We start from the raw sequence: 26,097 nt of genomic DNA, 5'->3' as shown, positions 1-26,097 counted from the left end.
ATTAGTTGCCCGCCAGTGTGATGGTCGTCGCGCGGGTATCAAGCAGGATTTGCCCTGTGCTTGCAAGCTGCTGAAGAGCCTCCATGACTCGACGCTCCGGCTGCCGCGAATCCTCGAAGACCTGCTGCATGGGGACCCGGTGCTCTGGAGCCTGCTGCAGCTGCTCGAGCACGGTCTGCGCCGCACTGGCTGTAGCTGCGCGTTGCGCCTGGGCCTCCTCCTGCAGAGCCACTATGCCCGCTCGAGCTTTGGCTCGAGAACGAAGCTTCTTTGGTGGACCTCCGAGGAGCTGCGCTGTCATGACGATGAATCCTCCCTTACATCGGCGGTTGGCACAAGCATGACATGAGTGGCTGACAGGCCTCGGACGACCCGCCGGAACTCGCTACCCTTGCCGGCTCCGATGGCATGCGCCGGAGAGCGATCGCAGGCGGCAACCACCACCACCACCCTCACACGACCTGCAGCACGTCCGGCACTGCGACTCCGCGTCGGCATTGAAGGCGTCGCGACCTCATATACCTAGTTCCAGATCAAGATTGCCTGCTGTCCGAACCAGGCGATCCATGCGTTCAGCCCCGCCGCAACGATCGCGCACGCGACCGCACCGACGATGGTCTGCACGCCGTTCTGGCTCAGGCCGGGACGCTGGAGCACGACGCCGGCACCCCAGAGGATCGCGCCGATGATGAGCGCCGCGACGGTCGCCAGGATCGCCGCGTTGGCGATCGTCCCAGCCACAGAAACCAGCATCTCTCGCGCCGAGTCCATGCCGTCACTGACCGGCACCAGCGGCCTGACCGGATCCTCACCCTCACCCATCACTTGCCCCCTTCCGCGTTCTCACCGGTCACGGGAACCTCCAGCGGCGCGGCAATCGGAGCCGGCGGGGTCTCCCCCACCGCGGGCTCCGGCGGTGCTCCCGCGTGCGTGGAGACCGGTGCCGGCTCCGGCAGCGGCATCTGCGCCGCCGGCCCCGCGTCCACCGGAGCGCTGCTCTCGACACCCCCCGACGGTGCCACGACCGGCGCCGGCTCCCCCGCCGCTGGCCCCTCGCTGCTCATCGGCACATCGCCCACCACCGGAGCGGAGCCGCCACCGTCCCCGGTGCCTTCACCCGGTGCCGGCTGCTCCCAGGAGTATGGCTGCTCGCCACCCCCGCCACTCGACCCACCAGCGGCGCCCTCCCCGCTCGATCCGGTCGTCTCGGTCGTCTCCGAGACCGCGCCGCCGACGCTCTCCTGCACCCCGTCCGCGACGCCCTCTCCAGCCTCGCGGGCCTCAGAAGCCACCTCGCTGGCGACCACAGCGCCAGCAGCGAGGCCCCCGCTCCCGACCGTCGCGGCGACCGCCGCGCCCTTACCCGTCTCAGCCACCGTCTCAGCGTCCCCAGCGCCGCCGCCGTCACCACCGCCGGCCTCCCCACCGACCAGGCCCGGATTCGCGCCCTGGCCCGACCCACCCCCACCATCGAGCAACGACGACAGCCGCCCGCTGGCCTTCTGCCCCGCGGCCAGCGCCGACGCGGGCACGGAGGTGAGCGCTCCTTGCGCGCCGTCGGCAGCGCCCTGGAGTTCCCGCACGCCGGCCTCGCCCATCCACCCGAACAGCGCGAAGCACGCCACCGGCATGAACGCCGCCAGAATCAGCATCAACACCCCGGACAGGACCGTGGTCAGACCCGGCAGCGGATCAGCGCTGACGGCACCGGACTGGATGGTCGAGGTGACCGCCAGGACCCCCAGGCCCATGACGATCACGATCGCCAGCTTGGTGAAGATTAGTGCCACCATCCAGCCCAGCCAGATCGACGCCCACCGCCGAGTCGGCCCCCACGCCAGCCCCGACAGGCACAGCGGACCGACCACGATCACGATTTACAGCAGCATGTTCCGCGCCACCAGCGCCAGGCCGATGATGACGCACGCGACCATCAGCAACCCCGCCGCCGCGATGCAGATTAGTGACGTGGCGATGACCCCTCCCGCCGGCACTTCCCACGGCGAGATCGGGCCAGAGACTTCCGCGCGACCGACGAGGTTCCCCACCAAGGTCCCCAGCTGCACCACCGCCGCCATGACCTCATCCACGAACTGGTCACCATCAGCGAGGGTCGCTCTCAACATCCCGTCCGCCACGGCATCGACCGCCCGCACCGCTATGGCCGTCAGCGGCACCAGCGCCACCGTCCCCAGCACCGACACCCCCGCGCCGATGAAGGCATCCCGCGCCCCGGTGAGCGCCTGCGCCCGGACCGACGCCGAGATGATCCGCAGCGCGGCGAACGCCACGATCAGCGGCAGGCTGATGAAGAAGATCCGCCCGCCCATCGTGTAGATGAACTCCCCCGTCACCTGGGGCTCGGACAGCTGGAGCATCAGATCCACGATCATGTGGAACAGCACGTGCGTACCGTCCACGACGCTCTGCGCGAGGTCCCACAGGAACTCCTCGGCCTTGCCCTCGATCGCGTCGCCGATCGCATCCTGGGCCGCGTTGCCGACCAGGTTCAGCGGTGACGCATTGCCGCCGACAACGGTCGTCAGCGCGGTCTGGGGACCACCCACGAGGACGCCGGCCCCGCCGGCGAGATCCTTCAACAGGTCGCCCATGGCTCAGCCCTCCTCCGCTACTTCCTCGAGGGTGCCGGGGACGGCCAGGAACACCTTGCAGTCCTCGCCCTCGTTGCAGAGCATCGCCACCGTCCAGGTGACCGTGCCCATTTCCTGCTGCTTCCGCACCCCGTCCTCGGGGTCCGTCAGCTCGCGCCGCATGACCCCTTCGACCTCCATCACCACCAGACCCTCGCCGGTCAGGTACTCCCTCGCCTGCTCGGAGCCCTGCGCCGTAGCCGGCGCAAAGTAGTCCAGGAACTCGGCGGTCTCGACCGCGGTCACCTTCTGCGCGGTGAACTCATCGGTCGTCTTGTACTGCGCCCGATCTGCCCACGGGTCCGACTTCCACGCCGTCGTGACGACCTGTTGCGACCACTGCTGGGGAGTCGTCGGCTCGGCGCCCTCGTTGGGGATCTCCGGCGCAGCCGACGCGATGGTCGCCACGTAGTGCGCCTCCTGGAATCGGGCCGTGTCCGCGCTGCCGAGCAACTCTGCGACCGCGGGAGCTAGCTCCTGGGGCTCGCTCGTGCTCGGTAGCGACAGCACCACCGGGTTCGCTTCCTGGGTCGGATCTTCCAGCCCGACCACGCTGGGTTCCTCGCTGGTAGGTCTCACGTCGATCCTCTCGTCCTCCGACACCCTGGAGAACTGACCAACCACCGCCAACCCCACGATGACTAGAACGATCACCCCCACAGCAGCCAGCGCGGCCTGCACCTTGCGCATCCTGAATCTCCACATCGCAGCTCCTCCGTCTCTCTGTCCTCATCGACAAGCGCACTCACCACGACACCGCGCGCTACAGCGCTTCCGACAAAGCCCTTATCCACGCGAGAGCGCGCATTGAGGACCATGGCGGCGCAGTAAAGGACGACGTGCTTATCAAGATTCAGGCGAGGCCTCGACTAGCTTGATACGCTAGTAGCCGCGTTAAATCACGTTTCGATTCTTGTAGTCGACGGCGCCGGCTTCGACAGGTTTTCCACCGTGAGTTCCCCGCCCTTTGCGGGGCCTTTTCTGGCCGCCCGGTTCAGGGCTCGTGACCTTTAGACCGCGGGATCGCGCGAGCGGACAGGGCCTCATCAGCAACAGGAACATCGCTAACCACCCCGCTATCGTGGGGTGGTTAGCGTCGCCAATGGGAGGCCACTAACGGCCGCAGAGAGAGCGGCGCTGGACGAAAAAGGACGTCATTACCGACCCGAGCGACGACCCGTACAACAAGCCACGGACGCTGATCCCTATGCACGAGCGGCGGCCTACGAGACGCGGTGGATCGAGCAGACCGATGGAACGCGGGCGCATCTGAATCACGTCCACGTCGACGAGATCAGGTTTCTGATCGAGCAGATCGACCAGAATCTCCGCGACTTGGACAACAGAGGGCACCCGCCGTAGAGTGACAAGCTGGCTGGCATCTACACGGACGTGATCATCCGCGCCACAATCCCCTACGGCGAACCGCCTGTGGGCGTCGACGAGGTCGCCCGGCAGCTGCGCAACGTCGGCCACAACCTCTCCACCATCGCCCCCCCAACGATCGGCGACCGCGCAGGGGTCCGTCCGGCGATGAGGACGGTGCCTGCGGTGGGCTCGAGAAGCCCCGCCAGCACGCGCAGCAGCGTAGACTTCGCTGCAAAACCCCCCTACATCTCTGTCTCGGTAAACTATTCCTGACCGGAATTTCACTTATGTCTCGGGCCCACCGAGAGCTCTTCGATCCCCGGTTGCTAGATCTGACACCGGTAGGCGCACGTAGTCGCGTCGTCTGCAGGTCGTGATTCTGGCCTCATAGCCAATCCGCCGTCCCTTCACGGCTGTAGTCTTCAGTCATGCTTATGAACGTCGACTTGGATCGCCTGCGTGGGTTGCTCGCGCGCGGCGCAGAGTCGGATGATCTCGATTTCAAGACGACATGGGAACCGCGACAGAAGTCCGACCTCATCGAGCTGTGCAAAGACATCGCCGCAATGGAGTCCCTCCCCGACGGAGGCTACATCGTCGTAGGCGCTGACGATCACGGGTCGCCGAGCGGCATGTTTGCACCTGAAGCTGCCGGCGACTTCGATGAGCAGAAGATCCGGTCCAAGGTGGCCGCTGTGCTCGGCGAGCCCATCGACTTGAGCGCAGCCCTCCACCGCATCGAGTCGAACGATTTCCTCTTGATCGGCGTCGGTCCGAACCGGGACGGCATGCGGATCATGTCGAAAGACGGCGAGTACGAGAACAAGACCGTCTGGCGCGCTGGCGATGTGTTCGTGCGTCGCGGCACTTCCAGCGTTCGATGGAATCAGCACGAAGCACGCGGTCTCATCGAGCGAGTCATCGCGGCCCGCAAGGAGGAATGGCGACGAGACATCTTCGAGACCACCCGAGTGGCAACCCCAGCCTTCCAGCCAGGCGGGTTCGTAGACGTGAACGGCGAGATGCCAGCTGAGTCGTTCGGCGCGTCAGTCACCGAGCTGATCCGCCGCGGCGACGAAGTCGGCCTAGATCTCCTCCTGCGAAGGACGATCAGCATCGCCGTCACTGTCGTCGACTCCGCCACGGGTAAGGACGCTAGGGCTGTCGCGTCCGAACTAGGTGATCGGCTCGACCGGCTCAGCATCATCGCTGCACTCTCCGCGCGCTACTCAGCAGGCACGACCTTCTCCCGAGCGGTCGAGGGTTACCGAGATATCTACGAGGCGGTCGATGAAGACTTCGTCAGCCAACCGCGCCGGTTCCCGCTCGGCCATAAAGAAGTGCTGATGCACCTCTATGCCCTCGGCGCTGTTCTCGTGCAGGAGAAGCATTGGGAGAACTTGGCGGTCCTGGTCCACCTCACTCCCATTAGTACGCACGATGGCTACTGGAAGTCGCTACTCCGGAAGGCCGAAGTGATGGTCGCCCGAGCCGAGCTCTTGAAGGACGAAGAAGGCACGCGAAGCGGCGCCATCGAGGCCGCCAAGCCCGTAGCCGCGCACCTCTTCGACCTGCTCGGCGACGGCCAACCACGAGATCTCACGGATCTACTGGTCGAGTTCGACGTCTACCGGGGCATCGCCAACGCCGGCAAAGACGATAACGACAAGCTCGGCGCGTACACCAACTTCGCCCTCTACTACTCGGCAAGGGCCGAGCCCGCATTCCTTACCCTGCTCGACGACCCCGGCGCGCGCACCGCGCTCTTTGACGGCACCGACGCCCAGCTCGCGGCCGTATACCAGCACATGAACAGCGCGGCAATCCGTGAAGCCTTCGCCTACAACGGCTGGGACGGCTTCGAGAATCCACGTCTTGTATCCTTCGCGGGGACAGCCGAAGACTAATGCGGCGCCCGGCCCCGGGGGTAAATGAGCCTGTGCGGCGCAACCCAAGCGGGCACCACCGACGTCGTGCCAGACCGCTTACCTCCCACGACTTGCGATGCGAGGATGACATTCGGGCGATTCCCAGCAGCACGGAAGGAGACACCGCCGATGACCGCGATTCCGTGGACCGTCGTAGACCCTGACACGATCGAGCGGATGATCGCGGTCGGGCTGTGTCGCCGATACCAGCATGCGCGGCGCATCAAAGCTTCCCAGGGCGACGGTGGATTGGACGTCCTGGTACCCGCGGGGCAGTCGCAGTTCCACGTCGTGGACTACCAGGTCAAGAAGTTCGCGGACGGACTCGATGACTCGCGGAAGAGCCAGATCAAGAAGTCTCTGAAGACAGCGATCGCGACCCACCAGGACACGGCATCTCACTACACCGTCGCCAAGTGGTACCTGACGCTGCCCATGGATCTCACCCGCGAGCAGGAGACATGGCTCGCGAACCTTGCAGCAGAGCTTAATGCACCGTTCCCCGTTGAAGTTTTCGGGCTTACGCAGATCGAAAATCTGCTGCTCGAATCCCCGAACATCCGCGACTACTACCTCGGCGACGGCATGGAGAAGCTTCGCGAGATCCTGGACCAGATGAGCAGCCTCACCGGGCTGCACAACCTCACGACGGACCCGACAAAGGTCGAACCTGGCGACGCGGCGACCGCCCTGGCGGACCTTCATAGGCACATCAACGCTGCGGACCCGCACTTCAGATATGACTACCAAGTAACGAGAGACTTGCCCGCTATCACGCCGAGGGCCGGACTCGTCGCCAGCGTGACCGCACGGACGGGCCCCGAGGCACCACACGTGACTTGGCATGTCTCCACCAACTACGACAGCGCCCTGGAAGACCGTTCCATCCCTGGCAGCTACACCGTGTATCCCCAGCGGATGACGCCCGAGCAGCGCGAAGCGTGGGAACAATGGCGGGATTACGGCACGCCCGTCACCCTTGAAGGCAATGTCGTCGATGAGCTCACTATCGACCTACCTGGGGGGCTTGGTGCTGACCCGCCCGCCGGTGATAACGTGCTGCGAATCGGCCCGGCTTTCGGTGAGTTCGACAACGAGCCAACAGCCCGGGCTCTCTGGGCCATCGAAAACACGGACGGCACACTCCTCGCCGAGCGGCTCTTCTGGCTGCGCCGCGCAGGACGCGGCATTGCAGGTGGCGAACATTTCCAGGGCACCGACGCCGAGAAATACATCGGCCTCGATCTGTACGTGATGAAGGGCGTCTCGACGAAGGTGAAGCTCGACATACGCGGCGACCGCTGGGTGGGTGAGCCCGTGCAACGCGTCCTGCCGGCGCTGCGTTTCTGCGCAGCGTGGGGGAACAACAACATGCTGCGCCCACAAGACGAGTTCGGTCTCCGAGTCGCCGAGCAGTCTGTCACCCTGAGCGGTGACTCGCCGATCCCACCTCAACTGGCCGCCGCTGTAGAGGACCTGGTTCGCATCAGCACTGGGGCCAAACGACCCATCGCGCTGCCCGGGAACATAGAGGCTCTGACAAGTTCGAAGGGCGTAGGTCTCCGCATCATCGCGGACACCGTCGCCGGGTTGGAGCCTGAGGTCGGCATCGACGAGCTCGTTTTCTGGTACGAGGACGCGCCCTCAGCGCTCGACGATCTAATGGCACGCGCCAAAGCCGGGCAACTCATCGTTCCTTGGACAATCCCCTTTCCCCTGCTCGGCGACGATTTCGAGTTCGCGTTCAGTCTCGAAATCACCGGCGGCATCGAACTCGTGGCTGACAAATCGAGCGGCGTCCACGCGCAGCCCCGGAAGGCCGTTCGGCTCATTCCTGCCGCGACGACCCGCGGACGTATGCGCTGGGATTCTCATTCGTAGGCTTGCGACATCCTCGCTCGCATCCACACGATAGGGCTACGAAGGCGCCCCGATTACTAGGGTTAGAGGTGGAGAAGGCATGGGCTTCGACGAGCGCTCCGCGACTACGCGCTCCAGGTCGTCCGGAGCGATGCGGAGTACTTGCCTAACGTCCGAATGGTTCGGAGCCTGCCCGTTCTAACGCACGCGTGAATGCGACGCCGGGCCGTGCCCGCCTCCGAGGTCGCCTGCGCTGGCGTAAGCATCGTCCTGCCGGCAGATCGTGGCGGCTCCTTGCGTGGTTCCTCGAATATGCTTCTCGCGCTCGGTGAGGGTATGTTCCAGCTTGCCAGGCCGATTGAACGGTTGCGATGTACTCCAGGAAGTCGAGCTGCATGGGGCACCTCGCTTGCTGGGCAGCGCCTCAAGTTGAGTCCCGCATAGTGGTGTAGCGCGGTGGCCCCGTGATCGTCCCGGACGTGGGCGCGGCCACCGTGTGATCTTTCGAGTGAACCTCTCACAGCACTCTCGAACGGAGTCATCACGATGACCGCTCCCCATATTGTCGACCCTTCCGGCCTGCTCGGTGAAGCCCTGGCTGAAGCGTCCCCGGATCTGATGCGCAGCCTGCTCCAGGACGTGATCAACTCCCTGCTCTCCGCGGACGCAGACGCTGTCGCCGGCGCGGAGTACGGCCGCCCCAGCAGCGGCCGGGTCGCGCAGCGCAACGGCTACCGCCATCGCGACCTCGACACCCGCGTCGGCACGATCGACGTCGCGGTCCCCAAGCTCCGCACCGGCACCTACTTCCCCGAGTGGCTGCTCGAGCGGCGCAAGCGCGCCGAATCCGCCCTGATCACGGTCGTCGCGGACTGCTATCTCGCCGGTGTCTCCACCCGCCGCATGGACAAGCTCGTGAAGACTCTCGGCATCAACAGCCTCTCGAAGTCGCAAGTCAGCCGGATGGCCGCATCGTTGGACGAGCACGTCGAGCAGTTCCGCCACCGCCCCCTGGACGAGGCCGGGCCATTCACATTCGTCTCCGCTGACGCGCTGACGATGAAAGTCCGCGAGGGCGGGCGCGTGATCAACGCCGTCGTCCTGCTCGCGACCGGCGTGAACGGCGACGGGCACCGCGAAGTGCTCGGCATGCGTGTGGCCACCTCCGAGACCGGAGCGGCGTGGAACGGCTTCTTCGCTGACCTCGTCGCTCGCGGCCTCGCCGGGGTCCGCCTGGTTACCAGCGATGCGCACGCCGGCTTGGTGGAGGCGATCGCTGCGCACCTGCCCGGGGCAGCCTGGCAACGGTGCCGCACCCACTACGCCGCGAACCTCATGGCCGTGACGCCGAAGAGCATGTGGCCGGCGGTGAAAGCGATGCTGCACAGCGTCTATGACCAGCCCGACGCGGCAGCCGTGAACGCTCAGTTCGAGCGGTTGCTGGACTACGTCGGTGAGAAGCTCCCGGCCGTGGCCGAGCACCTCGACGCGGCCCGCGCCGATCTGCTCGCGTTCACGGGGTTTCCCAAGGACGTGTGGGTGCAGATCTGGTCGAACAACCCCACCGAGCGTTTGAACAAGGAGATCCGCCGCCGCACGGACTCCGTGGGGATCTTCCCGACCCGCGAGGCGATCGTCCGCCTCGTCGGCGCGGTCCTGGCCGAACAGACCGACGAGTGGGCCGAAGGGCGCCGCTACCTCGGCCTCGACGTCCTCGCCCGCTGCCGCCTCAACCTCGTCCCCGACACCAGCCCCGAGGAGGTCGCCACCGACGCCCTGCCCGCCCTGACCGCCTGACCTCTCAGCGAAGGATCGCTACACCACTTCCAGGGACTTGACCCCAGCACCAGCCACGGGTCCTCAGCGGACCGCAGCTCAGCCAGGACCCGAGAAACCGTCGAAGGCTGGACCGGAAGAGCCAAGGACAGGGAACGCACCCCGAACTCGATATGCCGGGAGCCCTTCTGATGCGCAGCAGCAGCCAGCGCCCGCAGCAGGAACCGTGCGTGCATCCCCTGAAGCCCCGATAGCTCCAGGGCTTCTACCTCAGCCAGCACCGCCCGCCAGCGCCGGATGAAGCGATGCTCGTCGATCGCGATTTCTTCGTTCGTGCGAGCCTTGGGTGCCCCCCTCGTGACTTCTACTGCCTCGCTTGTGTTGCAGTGGCGGACAGACTTCTGCGTGCGCTGGCTGTTCGCCACGAAAGCGATCGCCTTCCGCCACTCCTTGCCGAGCAGCTGCCCCGGCTTGTTGGCGTTCTGAAACAGCCCCACCAGGCCCGCCCAGCGCCCGTCCTCAACTCGCGCCACCACATCCTCGAACCGCAGCCCGGCCCTCGCCGCCGCGCACAGCACCGCCATACGAGCGGTAGAGCGATCTGCGTAGCCCGCCTCCCGGTACAGCCCCTCCTGAGCCAGGGTCACGAAGCGCGGAGCCTTGACGCGGCCGACGAACGGCGCGTTGAGCACCCCCGCCTCCTCCTCCAGCTCCTCGAGCGGTCGCGCGAGCGCCATCGCCTCGCGCGCCCCCGCAGCCAGCTCCTCGGTCAGCTCCCGGCGCAGCGCTCCCAGCACCTCAGAGCCGTTGCGCATCAGCAGCACGCTCCGCGCGGTGTCTAGCGGCGTGACCAGCTCTTGGTAGCCGCTCCCGTCCTTGTACGGAGAGCCCGGCGTGCGGATGCAGCCAGAGGTCGCGCCCGTGGTGTGCGGCAGCGGATCAACGCCCGGGAACCGGCGCGCCAGCGCCTTCGCCAGCGCCCCCGCGTCCTCCACGCCCAGACCGTCCCGCAGCGGCACGTAGACGTGATGCTTGCCCGCCGGAGACCGATCCACCACGACCCGCGCCCCGCAGCGCTCCAGCAGCGCCACGATCCGGTGCAGCAGATCCAGCCCCTCGGCGCCGGGCACGTCCACATCGAGCACCAGCGTCCGGCAACGCGCCTGCGAGTTGTACAGCAGCACCGCCGCCGGCTTGTCCGGCACCTCTGCCGTCAGATTCCGCTCATCACGCGTCGAGTACTCCCACTTCTTACGACGCCCACTCCATCGCCCGTAACGAACACGCGATCTGCCAGCAATCAGGAAACCGAGTGACCACAGGGCTTGTTGATTTGCTGACACCGTCCGACGTACCATGAGCCACGTGCCTCTCGTTTGTTGATGGGGTTCAGGACTCGGAACAGGCCGCCAAACCTTTAGGTTCCGGATCCGCTTTCTCCGGAGCGCCGACCCTCGGGTCGGCGCTCCGCTCGTTTATGCCGTCATCCGATCCCGTCGCGCGCCCCGTGTCTGGGCAGGAAAAAGGGCAAGCTGGCGACTCGTTTTTTGATTGGCCCTATCCCGTCGCGCTGCGACGATGCGGGCGTGACGTGCGTGCCACGGAGAGACATTCACCCCGTCGTTCTCGCGTACTGCCCGAGCGCACTCCGCCAGCAGCGACCACTCCGGGTGCCGTTCTGTCCCAAACACGAGCCACGCGAACGCCAGCGCCTGGGTGCGATCGAACGATCCACGTAGCGCGGGTAGCTCCGCCATGAACAGTCCGACTCGCCGCCTCGCGGTGGCGGGTGTCATGCCGGCGCCGGCATCCCCCACCAGCGCGGCCGTGCCAGCCACCTCGAGCCCGCGCCAGGCAGCTTCCGGCCGGACTCGGAACCTCTGCGCGAGAACGGCAACGAACGAGCCCACGACCATGCGCGCGTCCGCGGGCGCCTCGCTCTGACCGCGCGCCCACGCGGGCCCAGCGACTAGCCGGTCGAGCGGATCGCTTTCCGTCTCGCGGGAGAGCTCTTCGAGATGAAGGACTCGCCTCGACCCTCGGCCCACTTGGCGCGAGCTGGCCCCCATGTGCCCGGAGAGCTCGGCACGGGCCAAGTTTTGTAGTCACCGCTCCCACCACGTAGCCGAGCGGCTTCTCCATCGCCAGGATCCGCTGGACGTTCTGCGACAGGGACAGCCGGTCGGGTCCCTCAACAACCAGCACGGCTTCCGAGACGGCGTCTGACGCGTCGACCAGCAGGAGGACGCCACCTCGCGAGTCACGGGTCAGGCTCGCCATCTTGCGAGCGAACACGCGGTGCATCAGTGCCGCGAAGTCGTCGCCCGCCGACCCCCTCCATCCTTCGGGATCCGAGGCGGTCAAGTCCCTGGAAGTGGTGTAGCGATCCTTCGCTGAGAGGTCAGGCGGTCAGGGCGGGCAGGGCGTCGGTGGCGACCTCCTCGGGGCTGGTGTCGGGGACGAGGTTGAGGCGGCAGCGGGCGAGGACGTCGAGGCCGAGGTAGCGGCGCCCTTCGGCCCACTCGTCGGTCTGTTCGGCCAGGACCGCGCCGACGAGGCGGACGATCGCCTCGCGGGTCGGGAAGATCCCCACGGAGTCCGTGCGGCGGCGGATCTCCTTGTTCAAACGCTCGGTGGGGTTGTTCGACCAGATCTGCACCCACACGTCCTTGGGAAACCCCGTGAACGCGAGCAGATCGGCGCGGGCCGCGTCGAGGTGCTCGGCCACGGCCGGGAGCTTCTCACCGACGTAGTCCAGCAACCGCTCGAACTGAGCGTTCACGGCTGCCGCGTCGGGCTGGTCATAGACGCTGTGCAGCATCGCTTTCACCGCCGGCCACATGCTCTTCGGCGTCACGGCCATGAGGTTCGCGGCGTAGTGGGTGCGGCACCGTTGCCAGGCTGCCCCGGGCAGGTGCGCAGCGATCGCCTCCACCAAGCCGGCGTGCGCATCGCTGGTAACCAGGCGGACCCCGGCGAGGCCGCGAGCGACGAGGTCAGCGAAGAAGCCGTTCCACGCCGCTCCGGTCTCGGAGGTGGCCACACGCATGCCGAGCACTTCGCGGTGCCCGTCGCCGTTCACGCCGGTCGCGAGCAGGACGACGGCGTTGATCACGCGCCCGCCCTCGCGGACTTTCATCGTCAGCGCGTCAGCGGAGACGAATGTGAATGGCCCGGCCTCGTCCAGGGGGCGGTGGCGGAACTGCTCGACGTGCTCGTCCAACGATGCGGCCATCCGGCTGACTTGCGACTTCGAGAGGCTGTTGATGCCGAGAGTCTTCACGAGCTTGTCCATGCGGCGGGTGGAGACACCGGCGAGATAGCAGTCCGCGACGACCGTGATCAGGGCGGATTCGGCGCGCTTGCGCCGCTCGAGCAGCCACTCGGGGAAGTAGGTGCCGGTGCGGAGCTTGGGGACCGCGACGTCGATCGTGCCGACGCGGGTGTCGAGGTCGCGATGGCGGTAGCCGTTGCGCTGCGCGACCCGGCCGCTGCTGGGGCGGCCGTACTCCGCGCCGGCGACAGCGTCTGCGTCCGCGGAGAGCAGGGAGTTGATCACGTCCTGGAGCAGGCTGCGCATCAGATCCGGGGACGCTTCAGCCAGGGCTTCACCGAGCAGGCCGGAAGGGTCGACAATATGGGGAGCGGTCATCGTGATGACTCCGTTCGAGAGTGCTGTGAGAGGTTCACTCGAAAGATCACACGGTGGCCGCGCCCACGTCCGGGACGATCACGGGGCCACCGCGCTACACCACTATGCGGGACTCAACTTCCGAGGCCAACGACTCCATGATCTGACGGATCTCCGCAGCGTCACTCCCCCGTCCTGCGGTCATGGCTGAGTCCGTTCACGGAGCGCGCGCTCGTCCGAGCTACTTCGCGCATCTTCAGCGGCGAGCAGCCACTTCCTCAGCATCTCGCCCTTGACCACCACAGCGCCGTCGGTCTCGGCAGCGAGCCGTGCCGCCAGCTCCGCCCAGTTCGGAGGCCGAACAGAGCGGCGCTGCTCCATTGCCCACTCCCACAGTCCCCCGTGGCCCGACATACGGAGGAGAAGGTCTGCGTACGGCGCCTGACTTGTCATGCGACCTGACCATAGTCGCGTTTTCGCGACTGAAAAGCATCTCAACGCAACCGCTGTGGCGATTCGTTCGCCTGATAGGTACCATTCCTGCATGAGCGCAACGGATGATCGACACCATGAGCAGCAGACCATCGACGACGACGCCCGAATCTCGGCCGCCGTACGAGCACTGGCAGCCGGCACCGGCTTGAAGAACGCGGAGCTAGCTCCTGTCCTGGGCATCCACAGGGCTTCCGTGTTCGCGAAGCTCAAGGGCGAAACATCATGGAAGGCGAGCGAGGTGGCGACGTTGGCCCGGCACTTCGACGTACCGGTCGGCGACCTCTTCGATGGCTTGGGCCTGTTCCGTGACACGAAGAAGCCCCACCGGATGACCGGTGGGGCTTCTTCCTCGGGTGCGCCATCAGGGACTCGAACCCCGGACCCGCTGATTAAGAGTCAGCTGCTCTAACCAACTGAGCTAATGGCGCCAACAGAGAAGAACTTTACCCCCGTGTCGCCCGGTGTCCAACTCGAGAGGGCTTTCTGTGAGGGAGGAAACAAGGAGGTCCGTCGGAGCGCCCCGTCGGCCGCCCGCGCCCTCCGGGCCCGCCGTCGCGTCCAGCAGGACCCCGGTCGCGCCGGGGACCTGCGCCGATCCCCTAGACTCAGGGCCCCCAGGGAAGTCTGCACGGGGGTCCACAGGGCCTCCTGCGAGGAGGTCAGCGTGAGGATCGCGGTCACCGGTGCCACCGGAGTGCTCGGCCAGGAGGCCGTGGAGGCGCTCGTCGCCGCCGGGCACGAGGTCACGGGCATCACGCGCCGCGACTCCGGAGTGCCGATCGTCGAGGGCCGCGGCGGCGCTGCGATCGTCGCCGACGTGTTCGACGCGCGCGATCTCGCCCGCGCGTTCCGCGGCCACGACGTCGTCATCAACACCCTCGCCCACGTCCCCGTCGGCATGGCCGGGCTGCGCCCGCTGGCCTGGCGCGAGGACGACCGACTCCATCAGGAGGCCTCGGTCGCCATCGCGAAGGCCGCGGCCGACGCGGGCGCGCGCAAGCTCATCCAGGAGTCGACCGTCTTCCTCTACCCGGACAACGGCAGCGACTGGATCGGCGAGGACCTGCCGCTCTCCGTGCGCAACCAGGCGTTCCGCCCGCGCGTGCGGGAGATGCGCGCCGCGGTGGACTTCGCGACCGCCGGCCGCAGCGCCGTGATCCTGCGGCTCGGGCAGCTGTTCGGCCGCGACCCGCAGACCACCCACGCCCTGCGCGCCACCCGAGAGGGCGACCCGATCCTGCTCGGCAAGCCGGAGAACTACATCACCCTGCTGCACCACTCCGACGCGGGCCGCGCCTTCGTCGCGGCGCTGCGGGCGGACAGCGGCTTCTACAACGTCGGCGGCGAGCCGATCACCCGCGGCCGCTGGGCGAAGGACCTCGCCACCGAGGCGGGCGCCGAGCAGCCGGCGAAGTTCTACCCGGAGATCACCCAGGCGATCGTCGGCACCCGGCTCGAGGTGCAGCGCCGCTCGCTGCGGGTCTCCTCTGTGCGGTTCATGTCCGAGACCGGCTGGCGCCCCACCGTCGGCCCCTCGACCCCGGGCTGGTCTCGACGCTGAGAAGTCCGCATCGGGCTGGGCCCGTCCCGGGCCGAGGGCCCTGAGCTCAGAGCTCGCGGATCACCCGGGCGGGGCTGCCGACGGCGAGGCTGCGCGGCGGGATGTCCTTGGTGACCACTGACCCAGCGCCGATCGCGGAGTCCTCCCCGATGGTCACGCCGGGCATGACGCTCGCACCGCCGCCGATCCACACGTTGTCACCGATGGTGATCGGCTCGGCCGCCTCCCAACCGGCGCGGCGGGGCTCCGGCTCCAGCGGATGTATCGGGGTGAGCAGCTGGATGTTCGGGCCCAGCTGGCAGTTGCGCCCGATGCGGATGTCCACCACGTCCAGCGCGGTCAGGCCATAGTTCACGAAGGTGCCCTCGCCGATGTGCAGCTGGGTGCCGTAGTCCACGAACAGCGGCGCCCGCACGTGCGCGCCCTCGCCGAAGCTGCCCAGCAGACCGCGGAGGATCTCCTGCGCCGCATCAGGATCGGCGGGGTACTCGCGGCCGAACCGGTCGGTCGCGGCCAGGGCATGGCGGAACGCCGCCTGGATCTCGGGGTCGTCGGCGATGTACCAGTCCCCGGCCACCATCTTCTGGTGCGGGGTGCGGGGGTCTTTCTCGTCGGTCGCGAAGGGCTTCATCCGGCCAGGATAGGGAACCTGGCCGCTGCAGGGAGCAGGCCGGCCCCGGCTCAGCGGGGCAGGCGCATGCCGAGGCTCGGGTCGGACTCCACGAAGCCCAGGGAGCGGTAGAGCCTCTGCCCCGGCGGGTCGGCGAGCAGGGTGATGTACGGGTGCGGCGGCGCGGCCTCGTCGATCCGGGCGATGAGGTGCTCCATCACGGCGCGCCCCAGGCCTTGGCGCTGATGTGCCGGGTCGGTGGCGATGTCGGCGAGGTGGAAGTACCAGGTGCCGTCGCCGAGCACACGGCCCATCGCCGCGAGGGCTCCCTCCTCCGTGCGCGCCGTGATCCAGGCCCAGCTGTTCGCGAGCGCGCCCGCGGCCTGCGCGGGGGTGCGCGGGCTCAGCCCCGAGATCTCGCGCAGTCGCACGTACTCCTCGCTCGTGGGCGGGACGGGCGCGAAGGCGTAGCCGTCCGGGAGCGATGTGGAGGACGGGGCAGGGGTGGTGGGCGCGGTGGTGCGGTCGTCGTGCATGTCCCCGATCCTGCCAGGCCGGGGTGACGGCCGACGGGGCCCGCGTCGCAGGACGGCCGGGCCGGGAGGCGGCGCGGAGGCGGGGCCGGGGATACTGGGGCGGTGATGGCGACCGATTCTCCCGAGTCCTCCCCCGCTCCCCTGCCCGACGACGCCCGTTGCCCCTGCGGCAGCGGCGACATCTTCGGCGCCTGCTGCGGCCCGGTGCTGCGCGGCGAGCGTCGCGCCCCGACCGCGCAGGCGCTCATGCGCTCCCGCTACACCGCCTTCGCGCTGCGCGACGCGGAGCATCTGCTGCGCAGCTGGCATCCGACCAGGCGCCCGGCGCGCGAGGACCTCACGGAGTCCCTGGACCCGGCGGTGCGCTGGCTGCGACTCGAGATCCATCAGGCGGCCGACGGCGGGCCGTTCGACGACGCCGGGACCGTGGAGTTCACCGCGATCTCGAACGGACCGCACGGTCGGTCCGTCCAGCGCGAGCTCTCCCGCTTCGTGCGCGAGAACGGGACCTGGTACTACGTCGACGGAGACCTCTGAGGGCACCGGGACCTTTGAGAGCACGGGACCACTGAGGGCTCCGCCGCAGCCTGCCCGTCGGACATGCACGACGCCCCGCGCTCTAAGGGAGCACGGGGCGTCGGTCGTTCATCGCCGCAGGTCGCGGAGCAGGACGGGGCTCAGCGGCCGGTGGATGCGGCCTTCTTCTCGGCGCGCTTCGAGGCCTCCTGCAGGATCGCGCCGAGCTCGGCGGCGTACTTCTCCGCCTCCTTCGAGCGCGGCAGCGAGGACTTCTTCACGGCCTTCGAGGCCTTCTTCGCGGTGCGCTCGGTGCTGCGTCGCGCGTCCTTGATCGCCGCGGCGACCTTCTCGCCGCGGGTCGGCTCGCGCCGCGCCCGGGAGACGGCCACCGCGAGGCCGGCGCCCACCACGATCACGCCGATGACGCCGCCCACGATCGCCAGCGGCGGGATCGCGGGGGACTTCCCGTCATCGGCGGCGGAAAAACCCTTCACGGAGCCGACCAGCTCGTTCTTCCAACGGGTCACGGCGTTCTTGGGGTTCACGCGGTCGATGAGCTCATCGATGTCGGACGCGAGGTTGTCCTGTCGGCGATATGCCTCGTCGCGCATGTCGTCCAGGCTCTTCTTGTCTGCCACCACTGCCTCCGGGTTGATCAGGGTCTGCTGTGCAGATCGTATCGTGGTCGAGGGTACGGGTCGGGCGCTCAGCCCTGGGTGCGGGCGAGGAAGTCGTCGGCGCCGCCCACGAGCTCCACGTGACCGGTCTCGACGTCGGCCGTCGCCATCTTCGCGACCTCGGCGGCGAACTCCTCCACCGAGTACAGCTTCCCGGCGGCCTCGCGGCGCGCCTCGAGGGCGCCCGGACGGGCCCGGTCCAGCAGGGTCGCGGTGACGGTGCCCTCGATCATGTCGCCGGAGACGACCACGAAGGACACGCCCTTCTGGGTCATCTCGGGGATCCGCGAGGTCAGCACGGTCTCGCCGGCACGCTTGGAACGGGCGACCTGCTCGTACTCGGGCATCGTCTCGACCTCGTCGATGAAGTGCGCCTGGTGGCTGGTCACGAACACGACGCGACCGCCCTCGGAGAGGTGCTCGAGACCGGCGGTCAGCGCCTCGGACTGCGCATCGCGGTTCAGGCGCATCGCGTAGTCCTCGCCGAGGTCCTTCTCCATGCCGCCGGAGGCGTTCAGGACCAGCAGGTCCAGGCCGCCGAAGGTGTCCACGGCGGTGCGCATCAGGGTCGCGAGGCCCTCGGGATCGGTGAGGTCCGCGCCGACGGCTACGGCCTTGCCGCCCGCAGCCTCGATCTCGGCGACGACCTTGTTCGCGCGCGGCGCCTTCTGGCGGTAGTTGATGACGACGTTCGCGCCCTCGGCCGCGAGCAGCTTCGCGGTGGCCGCACCGACCCCGCGGGAGGATCCGGTGACGACGGCGGTCTTGCCTGCGAGTGCGCTCATGGAGGTGCTCCTGTGTGTCGGGGACGGGCCCTGTCGGGGCCGGCGTCCGATCGGTGTGCGGGGCGTCGCGCCGACGCCTGCCCGGAGATCCGGGCGGGCGGCGCGCCGCCGACCGTCCGAGCCTACCGGAGCACGGATGCCGGCCTGGGAGAGGACCGCGCATGGACCGGGGCGCACTGCGTGTGGACGGTGCGGTCGCAGTGCGGCGGGGCCGTTAGGCTGGTCCGGCGCGCGAGTGGCGGAACTGGCAGACGCGCTGGATTTAGGTTCCAGTGCCTTAGGGCGTGAGGGTTCGAGTCCCTTCTCGCGCACGCACGAGGCCCATACGCGCATCCGGCTGTGAGGAGGAGACCTCTCCATGACCCTGTTCGGGCTCGTCCGCCATGGGCAGACGGACTACAACCTGAAGAACCTCTTCCAGGGGTCGTCGGACATCCCGCTGAACGACACCGGGATCGCGCAGGCGCACGCCGCGCTGGACTCCCTCCCGCCGGTCGACTGGGACGTGGTGATCACCTCTCCCCTGCAGCGGGCCGAGCAGACCGGGCGGATCATCGCGGGCGACCACTCCATCCCCTTCGGCGGCACCGACCCGCGCCTGGTGGAGATCGGCTGGGGCGAGGCGGAGGGCAGGCCCGTCGCGGAGATGGAGGCCCTGTATCCGGGACGCTCCTTCCCCGGCCGCGAGGACCACCAGGCCGTCGCCGACCGCGGCTACGACGCCCTCGAGGCGCTCGAGGAGCGCTTCCCGGGCCAGAAGGTGCTGGTGGTCGCCCACGGCACTCTGATCCGCTTCATCCTCTCGGGCATCATCGAGCGCCCGCTGCCCTCGATCCCGAACGCCACCCTGTCCCTGGTCGAGCTCGAGGGCACCACCTGGCAGGTGCACATGATCGCCGGCGACCCGGTGGAGCACACCGTCGAGGTGCCCTCGCGGGAGCAGAACCCGCGCTTCGTCGTCGAGAAGTCCCAGCTCGCCCCCGCCCCGGTCGCGCCGTCGGCCGACGGACCTGCCGCACCCACCCCAGGAGGGAACGCATGAACAGCCGCACCGCCGTGGACTCCGAGGGGTCCTGGTTCGATCCGCAGCGCCTGAGCGACCTGCGCCGCCATCTGCCGATCACCTACGTGGACGTGGTGCCGGTGCGCACCGACGTGGACGGGTCCGTGGTCGAGGTCGGGCTGCTGCTGCGCGCCAGCGGCGCCGGGCAGATCGTGCGCGCCATCGTCTCCGGCCGCGTGCTGATCCACGAGACGCTGCGCGAGGCGATGTCCCGCCACATCGAGAAGGACCTCGGGCCGATGGCGATGCCCCGCATCCCCGCCTCCCCCGTGCCGTTCACGGTCGCCGAGTACTTCCCCACCCCGGGCGTGTCGCCCTTCCACGACCCGCGCCAGCACGCGATCTCTCTGGCCTACGTGGTGCCGATCGACGGCGAGACCGCCCCGCAGGAGGATGCCCTGGAGCTGTCCTGGTACGGGGTGGACGAGCTTCTCGGCGAGAACTCGCCCCTGGACGAGATGGACGGCGGACGCGACCTGCTGGTGCGCCGCGCCCTCGCCCACGTCGGCGCCGCCTGAGGCGCGGGCGGCGTCCATCCGTGCTTCGAGGGTGCGCCGGCGGCGGAATCCCGTGGCACGGTGCCTCTCGCGTCGCTATTCACCCGGCACGGTGCCTGAGGCGTCACTATCCACTCGGCGCGGTGCCTGAGGCGTCACTATCCACTCGGCACGGTGCCTGAGGCGTCACTATCCACTCGGCACGGTGCCTGAGGCGTCGCTATCCACTCGGCACGGTGCCTGAGGCGTCCGAATACTCGCGAATAGCGACGCAAACTGCACCCCTAGGGCGCCGGCCCCTGCCGCACGAGCTCGCCTGGCCCCTGCCGCAGGAGCTCGGCCGGCGCATGCCGCTGGAGCAGGAGCCGCGACCGGTCAGCCCAGCAGCGCGGCGACGTGCGGGGCGATCGCGCGGAACGCCTTCCCGCGGTGGGAGATCGCGTCCTTCTCCTCGGGGCTGAGCTCGGCGGAGGAGCGGTCCTGCCCGTCGGGGCGGAACAGCGGGTCGTAGCCGAAGCCGCCCTCGCCGTGCCGCTCGCGCAGCAGCACCCCGGTCATCTCGCCGCGCTCGACGGTCTCGGTGCCGTCCGGGGCGACCAGCGCCGCCGCGCACACGAAGCGGGCGGTGCGGTGGCGGTCCGGGACGTCGGAGAGCTGGGCGAGCAGCAGGTCGTTGTTCGCCTCGTCGTCCCCGTGCCGTCCGCTCCAGCGCGCGGAGAAGATGCCCGGCGCACCGCCGAGCACGTCGACGGCGAGACCGGAGTCGTCGGCGACGGCGAGCAGCCCGGTGGCCGCGGCGGCGGAGCGCGCCTTCAGCAGGGCGTTGCCCTCGAAGGTCACCTCGTCCTCCACCACGTCCGGCAGGGCGAGCCCGGCCGAGGAGATCACCTGCTCGGGCGCGAGGCCCGGCACGGCGGCGGCGAGGATACGCTGCAGCTCGCGCAGCTTCTTGGCGTTGTGGGAGGCGAGGACGACCCGCGCCCCCGCGGGGACCTCGACGGCCGGCTCCGTCGGCCGGGGCTCCGTCGGCCCGCTCGCGCCCGCGCTCATGCCTGCGCGGCCAGGGCGTCGCGCTGGATCCCGGCGAGCCGGGCGCAGCCGGTGGTCGCAAGGTCGAGCAGGGTGCCGAGCTCGGAGCGGTCGAAGGGGACGCCCTCGGCGGTGCCCTGCACCTCGACGAAACCGCCGGAGCCGGTGACGACGACGTTCATGTCGGTGTCCGCGGCGACGTCCTCGCGGTACTCGAGGTCCAGCAGCGGGCGGCCGTCGACGATGCCGACGCTGATGGCGCTGACAGTGTCGGTGAGCACCTCCTTCGCGGCGGGCAGGGAGGTGTGGCGCTTGGCCCAGGTGATCGCGTCGGCGAGGGCGACGTAGGCGCCGGTGATCGCGGCGGTGCGGGTGCCGCCGTCGGCCTGGAGCACATCGCAGTCGAGCTGGATGGTGTTCTCGCCGAGCGCGTCCAGGTCGATGACGGCGCGCAGGGAGCGGCCGATGAGGCGGGAGATCTCGTGGGTGCGGCCGCCGATCTTGCCCTTCACGCTCTCGCGCGGGGAGCGGGTGTTGGTGGCGCGGGGCAGCATCGCGTACTCGGCGGTGACCCAGCCGGAGCCGGAGCCCTGCTTCCAGCGCGGGACGCCCTCGGTGAACGAGGCGGTGCACAGCACGCGGGTGCGGCCGAACTCGATGAGCGCGCTGCCCTCGGCCTGCTCGATCCAACCGCGGGTGATGCGCACCTCGCGCAGCTGGTCGGGGGTGCGGCCGTCGACGCGGTCGCCGGCGGTGGTCAGGGTCTGGGAGCTCACGGGAGCCGTCTCCTCGGGGGTCGGTGGCAGGACGGACCCGCCCCCCGCCCGGGGGTGCTGCGGCGCGCATCCGCCTCGCGGCCGACGGGATCCGTCGCGCGGTGCGGTGCTCGACGCCGGCTCAGCCGCGGGGCAGGGTCAGCGGGACACCTCGAGGATATCGGCCGGGCGGACCATCGTGATCGGGCCGTCGTGCACGGCACGGGCCTCGGCCAGCGGGACCGACGGATCGGTCCACGCGGGGATGTGGGTGAGCGCGAGACGCCCCACCCCGGCGCGGGCGGCGGACTCGCCGGCGCGTCGACCGGTCAGGTGCACGCCGGTGAAGCGGTCGTCGCGGCCCTCGATGTATCCGGCCTCGCACAGGAACAGGTCCGCGCCACGGGCCAGCTCGTCCAGGGCCGGGCAGGCGTCGGTGTCGCCGGAGTAGGCGAGGACCTCGTCCCCGCTGGTGACGCGGAAGCCGTACGCCTCGACGGGGTGGACGACCTCGCGGACCTCGATCTCGAGCGGCCCGATGGTGAAGCGGTGCCCGTCGGTGATGACCCGGTAGTCGAACGGGGAGCAGGTGACGCCGTCGGGCACGTGGCCCTCGCGGCTGAGCACGGCGGAGAGCCGCTCGGCCAGCGGCTCGGGGGCGTGGATCGGCAGCTGACCGAGGTCGGTGCGCTCGTGGTACGCCCAGAACACCTCGAGTCCGGTGAGGTCGAGGTAGTGGTCGGGGTGCAGGTGGGAGATGATCACCGCGTCCAGCTCCGCGGGGTCCAGCAGCTTCTGCAGCGGGCCGAAGGCGCCGGAGCCGAGGTCCATGAGCACCCGCCACGTGCGGCCGTCCGCGTCCTCCTGCTCGATGAGGTAGCTGGACGCCGCGCCGTCGGGGCCTGCGAAGCTGCCGGAGCAGCCGATGACGTGGACCCTCATGCGCTCACCACGGGCATGGTGCCGGTCATGTCGAGGGTGGGGCCGAGGAAGCGGCGGGACAGTCGCGCGAAGTGGCTGCTGCCCTCCCCCACGGCGGTCTGGGAGAAGACGTGGCGCGGCGAGCGGCTGGACTCGCGCAGGATGTCGGCGCCGTTGAGCTGGCGGAACACGTCCAGCGCGGTCTCCTCGGCGGAGGAGACGAGGGTGACGTCCGGGCCCATGACGTAGCTGATGGGGCCGGCGAGCATCGGGTAGTGGGTGCAGCCGAGCACGAGGGTGTCCACCCCGGCCTCGCGCACGGGGGCGAGGTACTCCTCGGCGACCTCGAGCACCTCGTGGCCGCTGACCACACCGTTCTCCACGAACTCGACGAAGCGGGGGCAGGCCTGGGTGACCAGCTGCAGGTCCGGGGCGGCGGCGAAGGCGTCCTCGTAGGCGCGGGACGTGACGGTGCCCTGGGTGGCGATCACGCCCACCTTGCCGTTGCGGGTCGCGGCGACGGCACGGCGCACGGCCGGCTGGATCACCTCGATGACGGGCACGTCGTAGCGCTCGCGAGCATCGCGCAGCACGGCGGCGGAGGCGGTGTTGCAGGCGATGACCAGCATCTTGACCCCGTGCGCGACGAGCTCGTCCATGATCTTCAGCGCGAGGGAGCGCACCTCGGCGATGGGCCGGGGGCCGTACGGGCCGTGCTCGGTGTCGCCGATGTAGAGCAGCTCCTCCTGCGGCAGCTGATCCAGCACGGCGCGAGCGACGGTGAGGCCACCCACCCCGGAGTCGAAGATCCCGATCGGCGCGTTGTTCATCCCCGCAAGGGTAATGTCGCGCGCCCGGCCGGGCAGTGATGGCACGCTCACTGCGTGCGGTCTCACAGTGGGCGCCCAGGCTCCGGGCGGCCGACGGAGCGGCCCACGGACTCGTCCGGGTCCGGTCACCGACCCGTTCGGTCCTGGTCCCGCGCTAGTCCAGCGCGCGCAGCAGGCTCTCCTGCAGCCAGCTCAGCAGCTCGTACACCGCGATGACGACATCGGAGCCGACGTGCTCCTCGTCCCCGGTGGACCCCGCGCCCTCGACCCGTTCGCCGATCTGCTGGAGCATCCGCACCGTGTCGAAGTCGCCGTCGCGCTGGAGGCCGAGCCGGTCGGCGAGCACGATCCGCACGTCGTTCAGGGCGCGCAGCATCACGAGCGCGTCGTCCTCGTCCAGGACCACCTCGCCGTGCGCGGGGCCGGAGGAGTCCAGGACCGTCATGACGCGGCGCAGGTCGGAGAGCTTGCCGTCGGCGAGGTCGCGCTGGCCCAGGCGCCGGTACTCGGCGGCGAGCTCGGAATCCTCGCTCGCGGCGGGGAAGAGGCGCCGCACCGCGGAGTCGGAGGGGGTGCGGGCCTCGCGGCCGGCGAACTCGGCCTCGAGCCGGCGCAGCGGGTCCTCGCTCTCGGCCGCGCGGCGCAGCGCGCCGCCGTCGGCCTCGATCCCGAGGTCGCCACGGATGAGGTCGGCGGTCTCCTGGGCGACCTGGGCGATGATCGCCTTCTCCTCACCGTCCAGGCGACAGGCGAGCGTGCCGTCGGGGCGGCGGCGGAATGCGTGCGCCATCAGTCCTCCCCCGCCTTCTCGATGGTGGCCTGCAGGCCGTAGGAATGCATGGCCTGGACGTCCTTCTCGGCCTGCTCACGGGATCCGCGGGACACGATCGCGCGCCCCTCCTCGTGGACCTGCATCATCAGCTGCTCGGCGACGACCCGGGAGTAGCCGAAGTAGCGGCGGAAGACGAACACCACGTAGCTCATGAGGTTCACGGGGTCGTTCCAGACCACGGTGCACCAGGGGCCCTCGGTCTCCAGCGCGGTGCGGGAGTTCGGGGCGACGTCGGTGCCCGTCCCGGTCCCCGGGGCGGCCCGCGGCACATCCACCGGCATGCACTGTCCTCCTGACTCCCGCCGCGTCCGAGGAGCGGAGCACGGCGCGTCGAGTCTACGGGGCGCGCCGACTCCCCTGCTCGCCCGCCACGCACTACGGTGGACACCGTGACTTCTTCCCTGCTCACCGACCTCTACGAGCTGACGATGGTGGAGGCGGCCCGCGAGGCCGGCACCGCCTCGCGCCGCTGCGTCTTCGAGGTGTTCACGCGCTCCCTCCCCGAGGGGCGCCGCTACGGCGTGCTCGCCGGGACCGGCCGCGTGCTGGACGCGATCGCCGACTTCCGCTTCGACGACGCGGACCTGCGCTACCTGCGCGGCACCGGGGCGCTCAAGGAGGAGACCCTCGAGCACCTGCGGGAGTACCGCTTCGAGGGCGATGTGCACGGCTACGCCGAGGGCGAGCTGTTCTTCCCCACCTCGCCGGTGCTGCGCATCGAGGGGACCTTCGAGAACGCGGTGCTGCTGGAGACGGTGGTGCTGTCGATCCTGAACCACGACTCGGGCGTCGCCTCCGTCGGCTCGCGCATGACCACCGCCGCCCGCGGCCGGCCCTGCATCGAGATGGGCGGCCGGCGCGTCCACGAGGACGCCGCCATCGCCGCGGCCCGCGCCGCCTACCTCGTCGGCTTCGCCTCGACCTCGAACCTCGCCGCCGGCGCGCACTACCGCATCCCCGTCGCGGGCACCTCCGCGCATGCCTTCACCCTCCTGTTCGACACCGAGGAGGACGCCTTCCGCGCGCAGCTGACCTCCCAGGGCAAGGGCACCACGGTGCTGGTGGACACCTACGACGTGGAGACCGCAGTGCGCACGGCCGTCGAGATCGCCGGTCCCGAGCTCGGCGCGGTGCGCCTGGACTCCGGGGACCTCGAGGCGCAGGCCGGCGACCTGCGGGAACTGCTGGACTCCCTCGGCGCGACCTCCACCCGCATCACCGCCACCGGCGACCTGGACGAGTACCGGGTCGAGGAGCTGGCCGACGCACCGCTGGACGGCTACGGCATCGGCACGCGCCTGGTCACCGGCGGCGGGCACCCCGCGCCCGGCTTCGTCTACAAGCTCGTGGAGCGGGAGGGGTCCGACGGGCAGATGCACCCCGTCGGCAAGCAGTCCGAGAACAAGGCCACCCTCGGGGCCGGCAAGGCCGCCTATCGCCTGCTCGTGGGCGGGAAGGCCCGGGCCGAGCTGGTGCTGCCCGGGGAGGCGGAGGTCGCCGAGTTCGAGCAGGAGCTGACCGCCTCGCTCATGTCCGGCACCTCGAGCCCCGACTGGGCGCAGACCTCGCTGCGGCCGCTGCAGGTCCCGCTGCTCCTCGGCGGCGAGCCGGTGGACGACCTGCGCGCGCCCGAGCGGCTGCTCGCCGGGCGGGAGCGCCATGCGGCCTCCCTCGCGGAGCTCGGGATCTCGGCCGACGAGGGCCCGGACGGCCCCGCCGCGATCCCCACGGTGACCGACGGCCCGGAAGCCGCCCGGATCCTGGGCTGAGAGC

Annotated in this window: 25 protein-coding genes, 2 tRNA genes and 1 pseudogene; 10 read left to right on the top strand and 18 right to left on the bottom strand. The window is 69.3% G+C overall.

The annotated features are described in order from the left end of the window. Nucleotide 1 precedes the first annotated feature (1 nt). From HNR70_RS04270 to HNR70_RS04250, 5 genes are all read right to left on the bottom strand, one after another. Nucleotides 2-301, bottom strand: coding sequence for a hypothetical protein (locus tag HNR70_RS04270; protein WP_184324561.1), 300 nt, complete (start codon nucleotides 299-301; stop codon nucleotides 2-4). 221 nt (nucleotides 302-522) lie between these two features. Then, on the bottom strand, nucleotides 523-822 hold the full coding sequence (locus HNR70_RS04265; protein WP_184324560.1) for a hypothetical protein: 300 nt from the start codon (nucleotides 820-822) through the stop codon (nucleotides 523-525). Then, nucleotides 822-1,874, bottom strand: coding sequence for a type IV secretion system protein (locus HNR70_RS04260; protein ID WP_184324559.1), 1,053 nt, complete (start codon nucleotides 1,872-1,874; stop codon nucleotides 822-824). Before HNR70_RS04260 ends, HNR70_RS04265 begins: the two co-directional genes overlap by 1 nt. A 3-nt stretch (nucleotides 1,875-1,877) precedes the next feature. Beyond that, a complete protein-coding gene (locus tag HNR70_RS04255) occupies nucleotides 1,878-2,612 on the bottom strand; it encodes a hypothetical protein (RefSeq protein ID WP_184324558.1) in 735 nt (244 codons plus the stop codon). 3 nt (nucleotides 2,613-2,615) lie between these two features. Further along, complete coding sequence (locus tag HNR70_RS04250; RefSeq protein ID WP_184324557.1) at nucleotides 2,616-3,341, bottom strand: hypothetical protein; 726 nt, start codon at nucleotides 3,339-3,341, stop codon at nucleotides 2,616-2,618. 1,106 nt (nucleotides 3,342-4,447) lie between these two features. On the opposite strand from HNR70_RS04250, the gene HNR70_RS04245 reads away from it, so the two are divergent. The 3 genes from HNR70_RS04245 to HNR70_RS04235 all read left to right on the top strand — a co-directional run bounded on the left by HNR70_RS04245 (nucleotide 4,448) and on the right by HNR70_RS04235 (nucleotide 9,604). Further along, a complete protein-coding gene (locus tag HNR70_RS04245; RefSeq protein WP_184324556.1) occupies nucleotides 4,448-5,926 on the top strand; it encodes an AlbA family DNA-binding domain-containing protein in 1,479 nt (492 codons plus the stop codon). A gap of 150 nt (nucleotides 5,927-6,076) precedes the next feature. Further along, nucleotides 6,077-7,828: a hypothetical protein gene (locus tag HNR70_RS04240; protein WP_184324555.1), complete on the top strand. Its 1,752-nt coding sequence runs from the start codon at nucleotides 6,077-6,079 to the stop codon at nucleotides 7,826-7,828. 525 nt (nucleotides 7,829-8,353) lie between these two features. Further along, nucleotides 8,354-9,604, top strand: a complete 1,251-nt coding sequence (locus tag HNR70_RS04235) for an IS256 family transposase (RefSeq protein ID WP_184324553.1) — start codon at nucleotides 8,354-8,356, stop codon at nucleotides 9,602-9,604. Here the strand turns inward: HNR70_RS04235 and HNR70_RS04230 are convergent. Both HNR70_RS04230 and HNR70_RS04225 read right to left on the bottom strand, forming a co-directional pair. After that, nucleotides 9,502-10,941, bottom strand: a complete 1,440-nt coding sequence (locus tag HNR70_RS04230) for a bifunctional DNA primase/polymerase (protein WP_184324554.1) — start codon at nucleotides 10,939-10,941, stop codon at nucleotides 9,502-9,504. The genes HNR70_RS04235 and HNR70_RS04230 overlap by 103 nt on opposite strands. Before the next feature lie 1,043 nt (nucleotides 10,942-11,984). Further along, nucleotides 11,985-13,235, bottom strand: coding sequence for an IS256 family transposase (locus tag HNR70_RS04225; protein WP_184324553.1), 1,251 nt, complete (start codon nucleotides 13,233-13,235; stop codon nucleotides 11,985-11,987). A 430-nt stretch (nucleotides 13,236-13,665) separates the two neighbouring features. On the opposite strand from HNR70_RS04225, the pseudogene HNR70_RS16460 reads away from it, so the two are divergent. Further along, a pseudogene (locus HNR70_RS16460) lies at nucleotides 13,666-13,986 on the top strand (helix-turn-helix domain-containing protein); the annotation flags it as partial. Nucleotides 13,987-14,063: 77 nt separating this feature from the next. On the opposite strand, the gene HNR70_RS04215 reads toward HNR70_RS16460, so the two are convergent. Then, nucleotides 14,064-14,137: transfer RNA gene (locus HNR70_RS04215), tRNA-Lys, on the bottom strand. A gap of 236 nt (nucleotides 14,138-14,373) precedes the next feature. On the opposite strand from HNR70_RS04215, the gene HNR70_RS04210 reads away from it, so the two are divergent. Beyond that, nucleotides 14,374-15,270, top strand: a complete 897-nt coding sequence (locus HNR70_RS04210; RefSeq protein WP_184324552.1) for an NAD-dependent epimerase/dehydratase family protein — start codon at nucleotides 14,374-14,376, stop codon at nucleotides 15,268-15,270. A 46-nt stretch (nucleotides 15,271-15,316) separates the two neighbouring features. Here HNR70_RS04210 and HNR70_RS04205 read toward each other — a convergent pair whose 3' ends face one another. Both HNR70_RS04205 and HNR70_RS04200 read right to left on the bottom strand, forming a co-directional pair. Further along, nucleotides 15,317-15,901, bottom strand: coding sequence for a sugar O-acetyltransferase (locus HNR70_RS04205; protein ID WP_184324551.1), 585 nt, complete (start codon nucleotides 15,899-15,901; stop codon nucleotides 15,317-15,319). A 50-nt stretch (nucleotides 15,902-15,951) separates the two neighbouring features. After that, nucleotides 15,952-16,416: a GNAT family N-acetyltransferase gene (locus HNR70_RS04200; protein ID WP_184324550.1), complete on the bottom strand. Its 465-nt coding sequence runs from the start codon at nucleotides 16,414-16,416 to the stop codon at nucleotides 15,952-15,954. Between the two features lie 105 nt (nucleotides 16,417-16,521). On the opposite strand from HNR70_RS04200, the gene HNR70_RS04195 reads away from it, so the two are divergent. Continuing rightward, a complete protein-coding gene (locus HNR70_RS04195; RefSeq protein ID WP_184324549.1) occupies nucleotides 16,522-16,953 on the top strand; it encodes a YchJ family protein in 432 nt (143 codons plus the stop codon). 140 nt (nucleotides 16,954-17,093) lie between these two features. Here HNR70_RS04195 and HNR70_RS04190 read toward each other — a convergent pair whose 3' ends face one another. Both HNR70_RS04190 and HNR70_RS04185 read right to left on the bottom strand, forming a co-directional pair. Beyond that, nucleotides 17,094-17,573 carry a hypothetical protein gene (locus HNR70_RS04190; protein WP_184324548.1) on the bottom strand — a complete coding sequence of 160 codons (480 nt, stop codon included), beginning with the start codon at nucleotides 17,571-17,573 and terminating at the stop codon, nucleotides 17,094-17,096. A gap of 68 nt (nucleotides 17,574-17,641) precedes the next feature. Continuing rightward, nucleotides 17,642-18,397, bottom strand: coding sequence for an SDR family oxidoreductase (locus HNR70_RS04185; protein WP_184324547.1), 756 nt, complete (start codon nucleotides 18,395-18,397; stop codon nucleotides 17,642-17,644). Nucleotides 18,398-18,626: 229 nt separating this feature from the next. On the opposite strand from HNR70_RS04185, the gene HNR70_RS04180 reads away from it, so the two are divergent. From HNR70_RS04180 to HNR70_RS04170, 3 genes are all read left to right on the top strand, one after another. Next, nucleotides 18,627-18,708, top strand: a tRNA-Leu gene (locus tag HNR70_RS04180). A 47-nt stretch (nucleotides 18,709-18,755) separates the two neighbouring features. Further along, nucleotides 18,756-19,439 (top strand): histidine phosphatase family protein, encoded by a 684-nt coding sequence (locus HNR70_RS04175; protein WP_184324546.1) that lies wholly within the window; start codon nucleotides 18,756-18,758, stop codon nucleotides 19,437-19,439. After that, entirely contained in the window at nucleotides 19,436-19,978 is a 543-nt protein-coding gene (locus HNR70_RS04170; RefSeq protein ID WP_184324545.1) for a DUF4916 domain-containing protein, read from the top strand. Before HNR70_RS04175 ends, HNR70_RS04170 begins: the two co-directional genes overlap by 4 nt. Nucleotides 19,979-20,332: 354 nt before the next feature. Here the strand turns inward: HNR70_RS04170 and rdgB are convergent, their stop codons facing one another. The 6 genes from rdgB to clpS form a co-directional block, all read right to left on the bottom strand. Further along, nucleotides 20,333-21,007 (bottom strand): RdgB/HAM1 family non-canonical purine NTP pyrophosphatase, encoded by a 675-nt coding sequence (gene rdgB / locus HNR70_RS04165; RefSeq protein WP_184324544.1) that lies wholly within the window; start codon nucleotides 21,005-21,007, stop codon nucleotides 20,333-20,335. Beyond that, complete coding sequence (gene rph / locus HNR70_RS04160) at nucleotides 21,004-21,762, bottom strand: ribonuclease PH (protein ID WP_184324543.1); 759 nt, start codon at nucleotides 21,760-21,762, stop codon at nucleotides 21,004-21,006. The genes rdgB and rph overlap by 4 nt, the downstream gene beginning before the upstream one ends. Nucleotides 21,763-21,900: 138 nt before the next feature. Further along, entirely contained in the window at nucleotides 21,901-22,683 is a 783-nt protein-coding gene (locus HNR70_RS04155) for an MBL fold metallo-hydrolase (RefSeq protein WP_184324542.1), read from the bottom strand. Beyond that, a complete protein-coding gene (murI, locus tag HNR70_RS04150) occupies nucleotides 22,680-23,492 on the bottom strand; it encodes a glutamate racemase (protein WP_184324541.1) in 813 nt (270 codons plus the stop codon). Before murI ends, HNR70_RS04155 begins: the two co-directional genes overlap by 4 nt. Nucleotides 23,493-23,646: 154 nt before the next feature. Then, on the bottom strand, nucleotides 23,647-24,282 hold the full coding sequence (locus HNR70_RS04145) for a DUF2017 domain-containing protein (protein WP_184324540.1): 636 nt from the start codon (nucleotides 24,280-24,282) through the stop codon (nucleotides 23,647-23,649). Then, nucleotides 24,282-24,605, bottom strand: coding sequence for an ATP-dependent Clp protease adapter ClpS (gene clpS, locus HNR70_RS04140; RefSeq protein ID WP_184324539.1), 324 nt, complete (start codon nucleotides 24,603-24,605; stop codon nucleotides 24,282-24,284). Before clpS ends, HNR70_RS04145 begins: the two co-directional genes overlap by 1 nt. Before the next feature lie 108 nt (nucleotides 24,606-24,713). On the opposite strand from clpS, the gene HNR70_RS04135 reads away from it, so the two are divergent. Beyond that, nucleotides 24,714-26,093, top strand: coding sequence for a nicotinate phosphoribosyltransferase (locus HNR70_RS04135; RefSeq protein WP_184324538.1), 1,380 nt, complete (start codon nucleotides 24,714-24,716; stop codon nucleotides 26,091-26,093). Nucleotides 26,094-26,097: the final 4 nt, after the last annotated feature.

It is taken from the genome of Brachybacterium aquaticum, from assembly GCF_014204755.1.
GTDB lineage: Bacteria > Actinomycetota > Actinomycetes > Actinomycetales > Dermabacteraceae > Brachybacterium > Brachybacterium aquaticum.
The sequence above is the reverse complement of the archived record's forward strand: the minus strand, read 5'-3'. Positions and strand labels throughout refer to the sequence as shown.

Excerpts from the sequence above, each read along its gene's own strand:
- HNR70_RS04200 (WP_184324550.1), bottom strand. The coding sequence starts at position 16,416 with ATGCACGACGACCGCACCACCGCGCCCACCACCCCTGCCCCGTCCTCC.
- HNR70_RS04170 (WP_184324545.1), top strand. The coding sequence starts at position 19,436 with ATGAACAGCCGCACCGCCGTGGACTCCGAGGGGTCCTGGTTCGATCCG.
- HNR70_RS04230 (WP_184324554.1), bottom strand. The coding sequence starts at position 10,941 with ATGGTACGTCGGACGGTGTCAGCAAATCAACAAGCCCTGTGGTCACTC.
- HNR70_RS04235 (WP_184324553.1), top strand. The coding sequence starts at position 8,354 with ATGACCGCTCCCCATATTGTCGACCCTTCCGGCCTGCTCGGTGAAGCC.
- HNR70_RS04240 (WP_184324555.1), top strand. The coding sequence starts at position 6,077 with ATGACCGCGATTCCGTGGACCGTCGTAGACCCTGACACGATCGAGCGG.
- HNR70_RS04270 (WP_184324561.1), bottom strand. The coding sequence starts at position 301 with ATGACAGCGCAGCTCCTCGGAGGTCCACCAAAGAAGCTTCGTTCTCGA.
- HNR70_RS04175 (WP_184324546.1), top strand. The coding sequence starts at position 18,756 with ATGACCCTGTTCGGGCTCGTCCGCCATGGGCAGACGGACTACAACCTG.
- HNR70_RS04255 (WP_184324558.1), bottom strand. The coding sequence starts at position 2,612 with ATGGGCGACCTGTTGAAGGATCTCGCCGGCGGGGCCGGCGTCCTCGTG.
- rdgB (WP_184324544.1), bottom strand. The coding sequence starts at position 21,007 with ATGAGCGCGGGCGCGAGCGGGCCGACGGAGCCCCGGCCGACGGAGCCG.
- clpS (WP_184324539.1), bottom strand. The coding sequence starts at position 24,605 with ATGCCGGTGGATGTGCCGCGGGCCGCCCCGGGGACCGGGACGGGCACC.
- HNR70_RS04225 (WP_184324553.1), bottom strand. The coding sequence starts at position 13,235 with ATGACCGCTCCCCATATTGTCGACCCTTCCGGCCTGCTCGGTGAAGCC.
- HNR70_RS04155 (WP_184324542.1), bottom strand. The coding sequence starts at position 22,683 with ATGAGGGTCCACGTCATCGGCTGCTCCGGCAGCTTCGCAGGCCCCGAC.
- HNR70_RS04245 (WP_184324556.1), top strand. The coding sequence starts at position 4,448 with ATGCTTATGAACGTCGACTTGGATCGCCTGCGTGGGTTGCTCGCGCGC.
- HNR70_RS04265 (WP_184324560.1), bottom strand. The coding sequence starts at position 822 with ATGGGTGAGGGTGAGGATCCGGTCAGGCCGCTGGTGCCGGTCAGTGAC.
- HNR70_RS04250 (WP_184324557.1), bottom strand. The coding sequence starts at position 3,341 with ATGCGCAAGGTGCAGGCCGCGCTGGCTGCTGTGGGGGTGATCGTTCTA.
- HNR70_RS04195 (WP_184324549.1), top strand. The coding sequence starts at position 16,522 with ATGGCGACCGATTCTCCCGAGTCCTCCCCCGCTCCCCTGCCCGACGAC.
- HNR70_RS04185 (WP_184324547.1), bottom strand. The coding sequence starts at position 18,397 with ATGAGCGCACTCGCAGGCAAGACCGCCGTCGTCACCGGATCCTCCCGC.
- HNR70_RS04145 (WP_184324540.1), bottom strand. The coding sequence starts at position 24,282 with ATGGCGCACGCATTCCGCCGCCGCCCCGACGGCACGCTCGCCTGTCGC.
- HNR70_RS04205 (WP_184324551.1), bottom strand. The coding sequence starts at position 15,901 with ATGAAGCCCTTCGCGACCGACGAGAAAGACCCCCGCACCCCGCACCAG.
- murI (WP_184324541.1), bottom strand. The coding sequence starts at position 23,492 with ATGAACAACGCGCCGATCGGGATCTTCGACTCCGGGGTGGGTGGCCTC.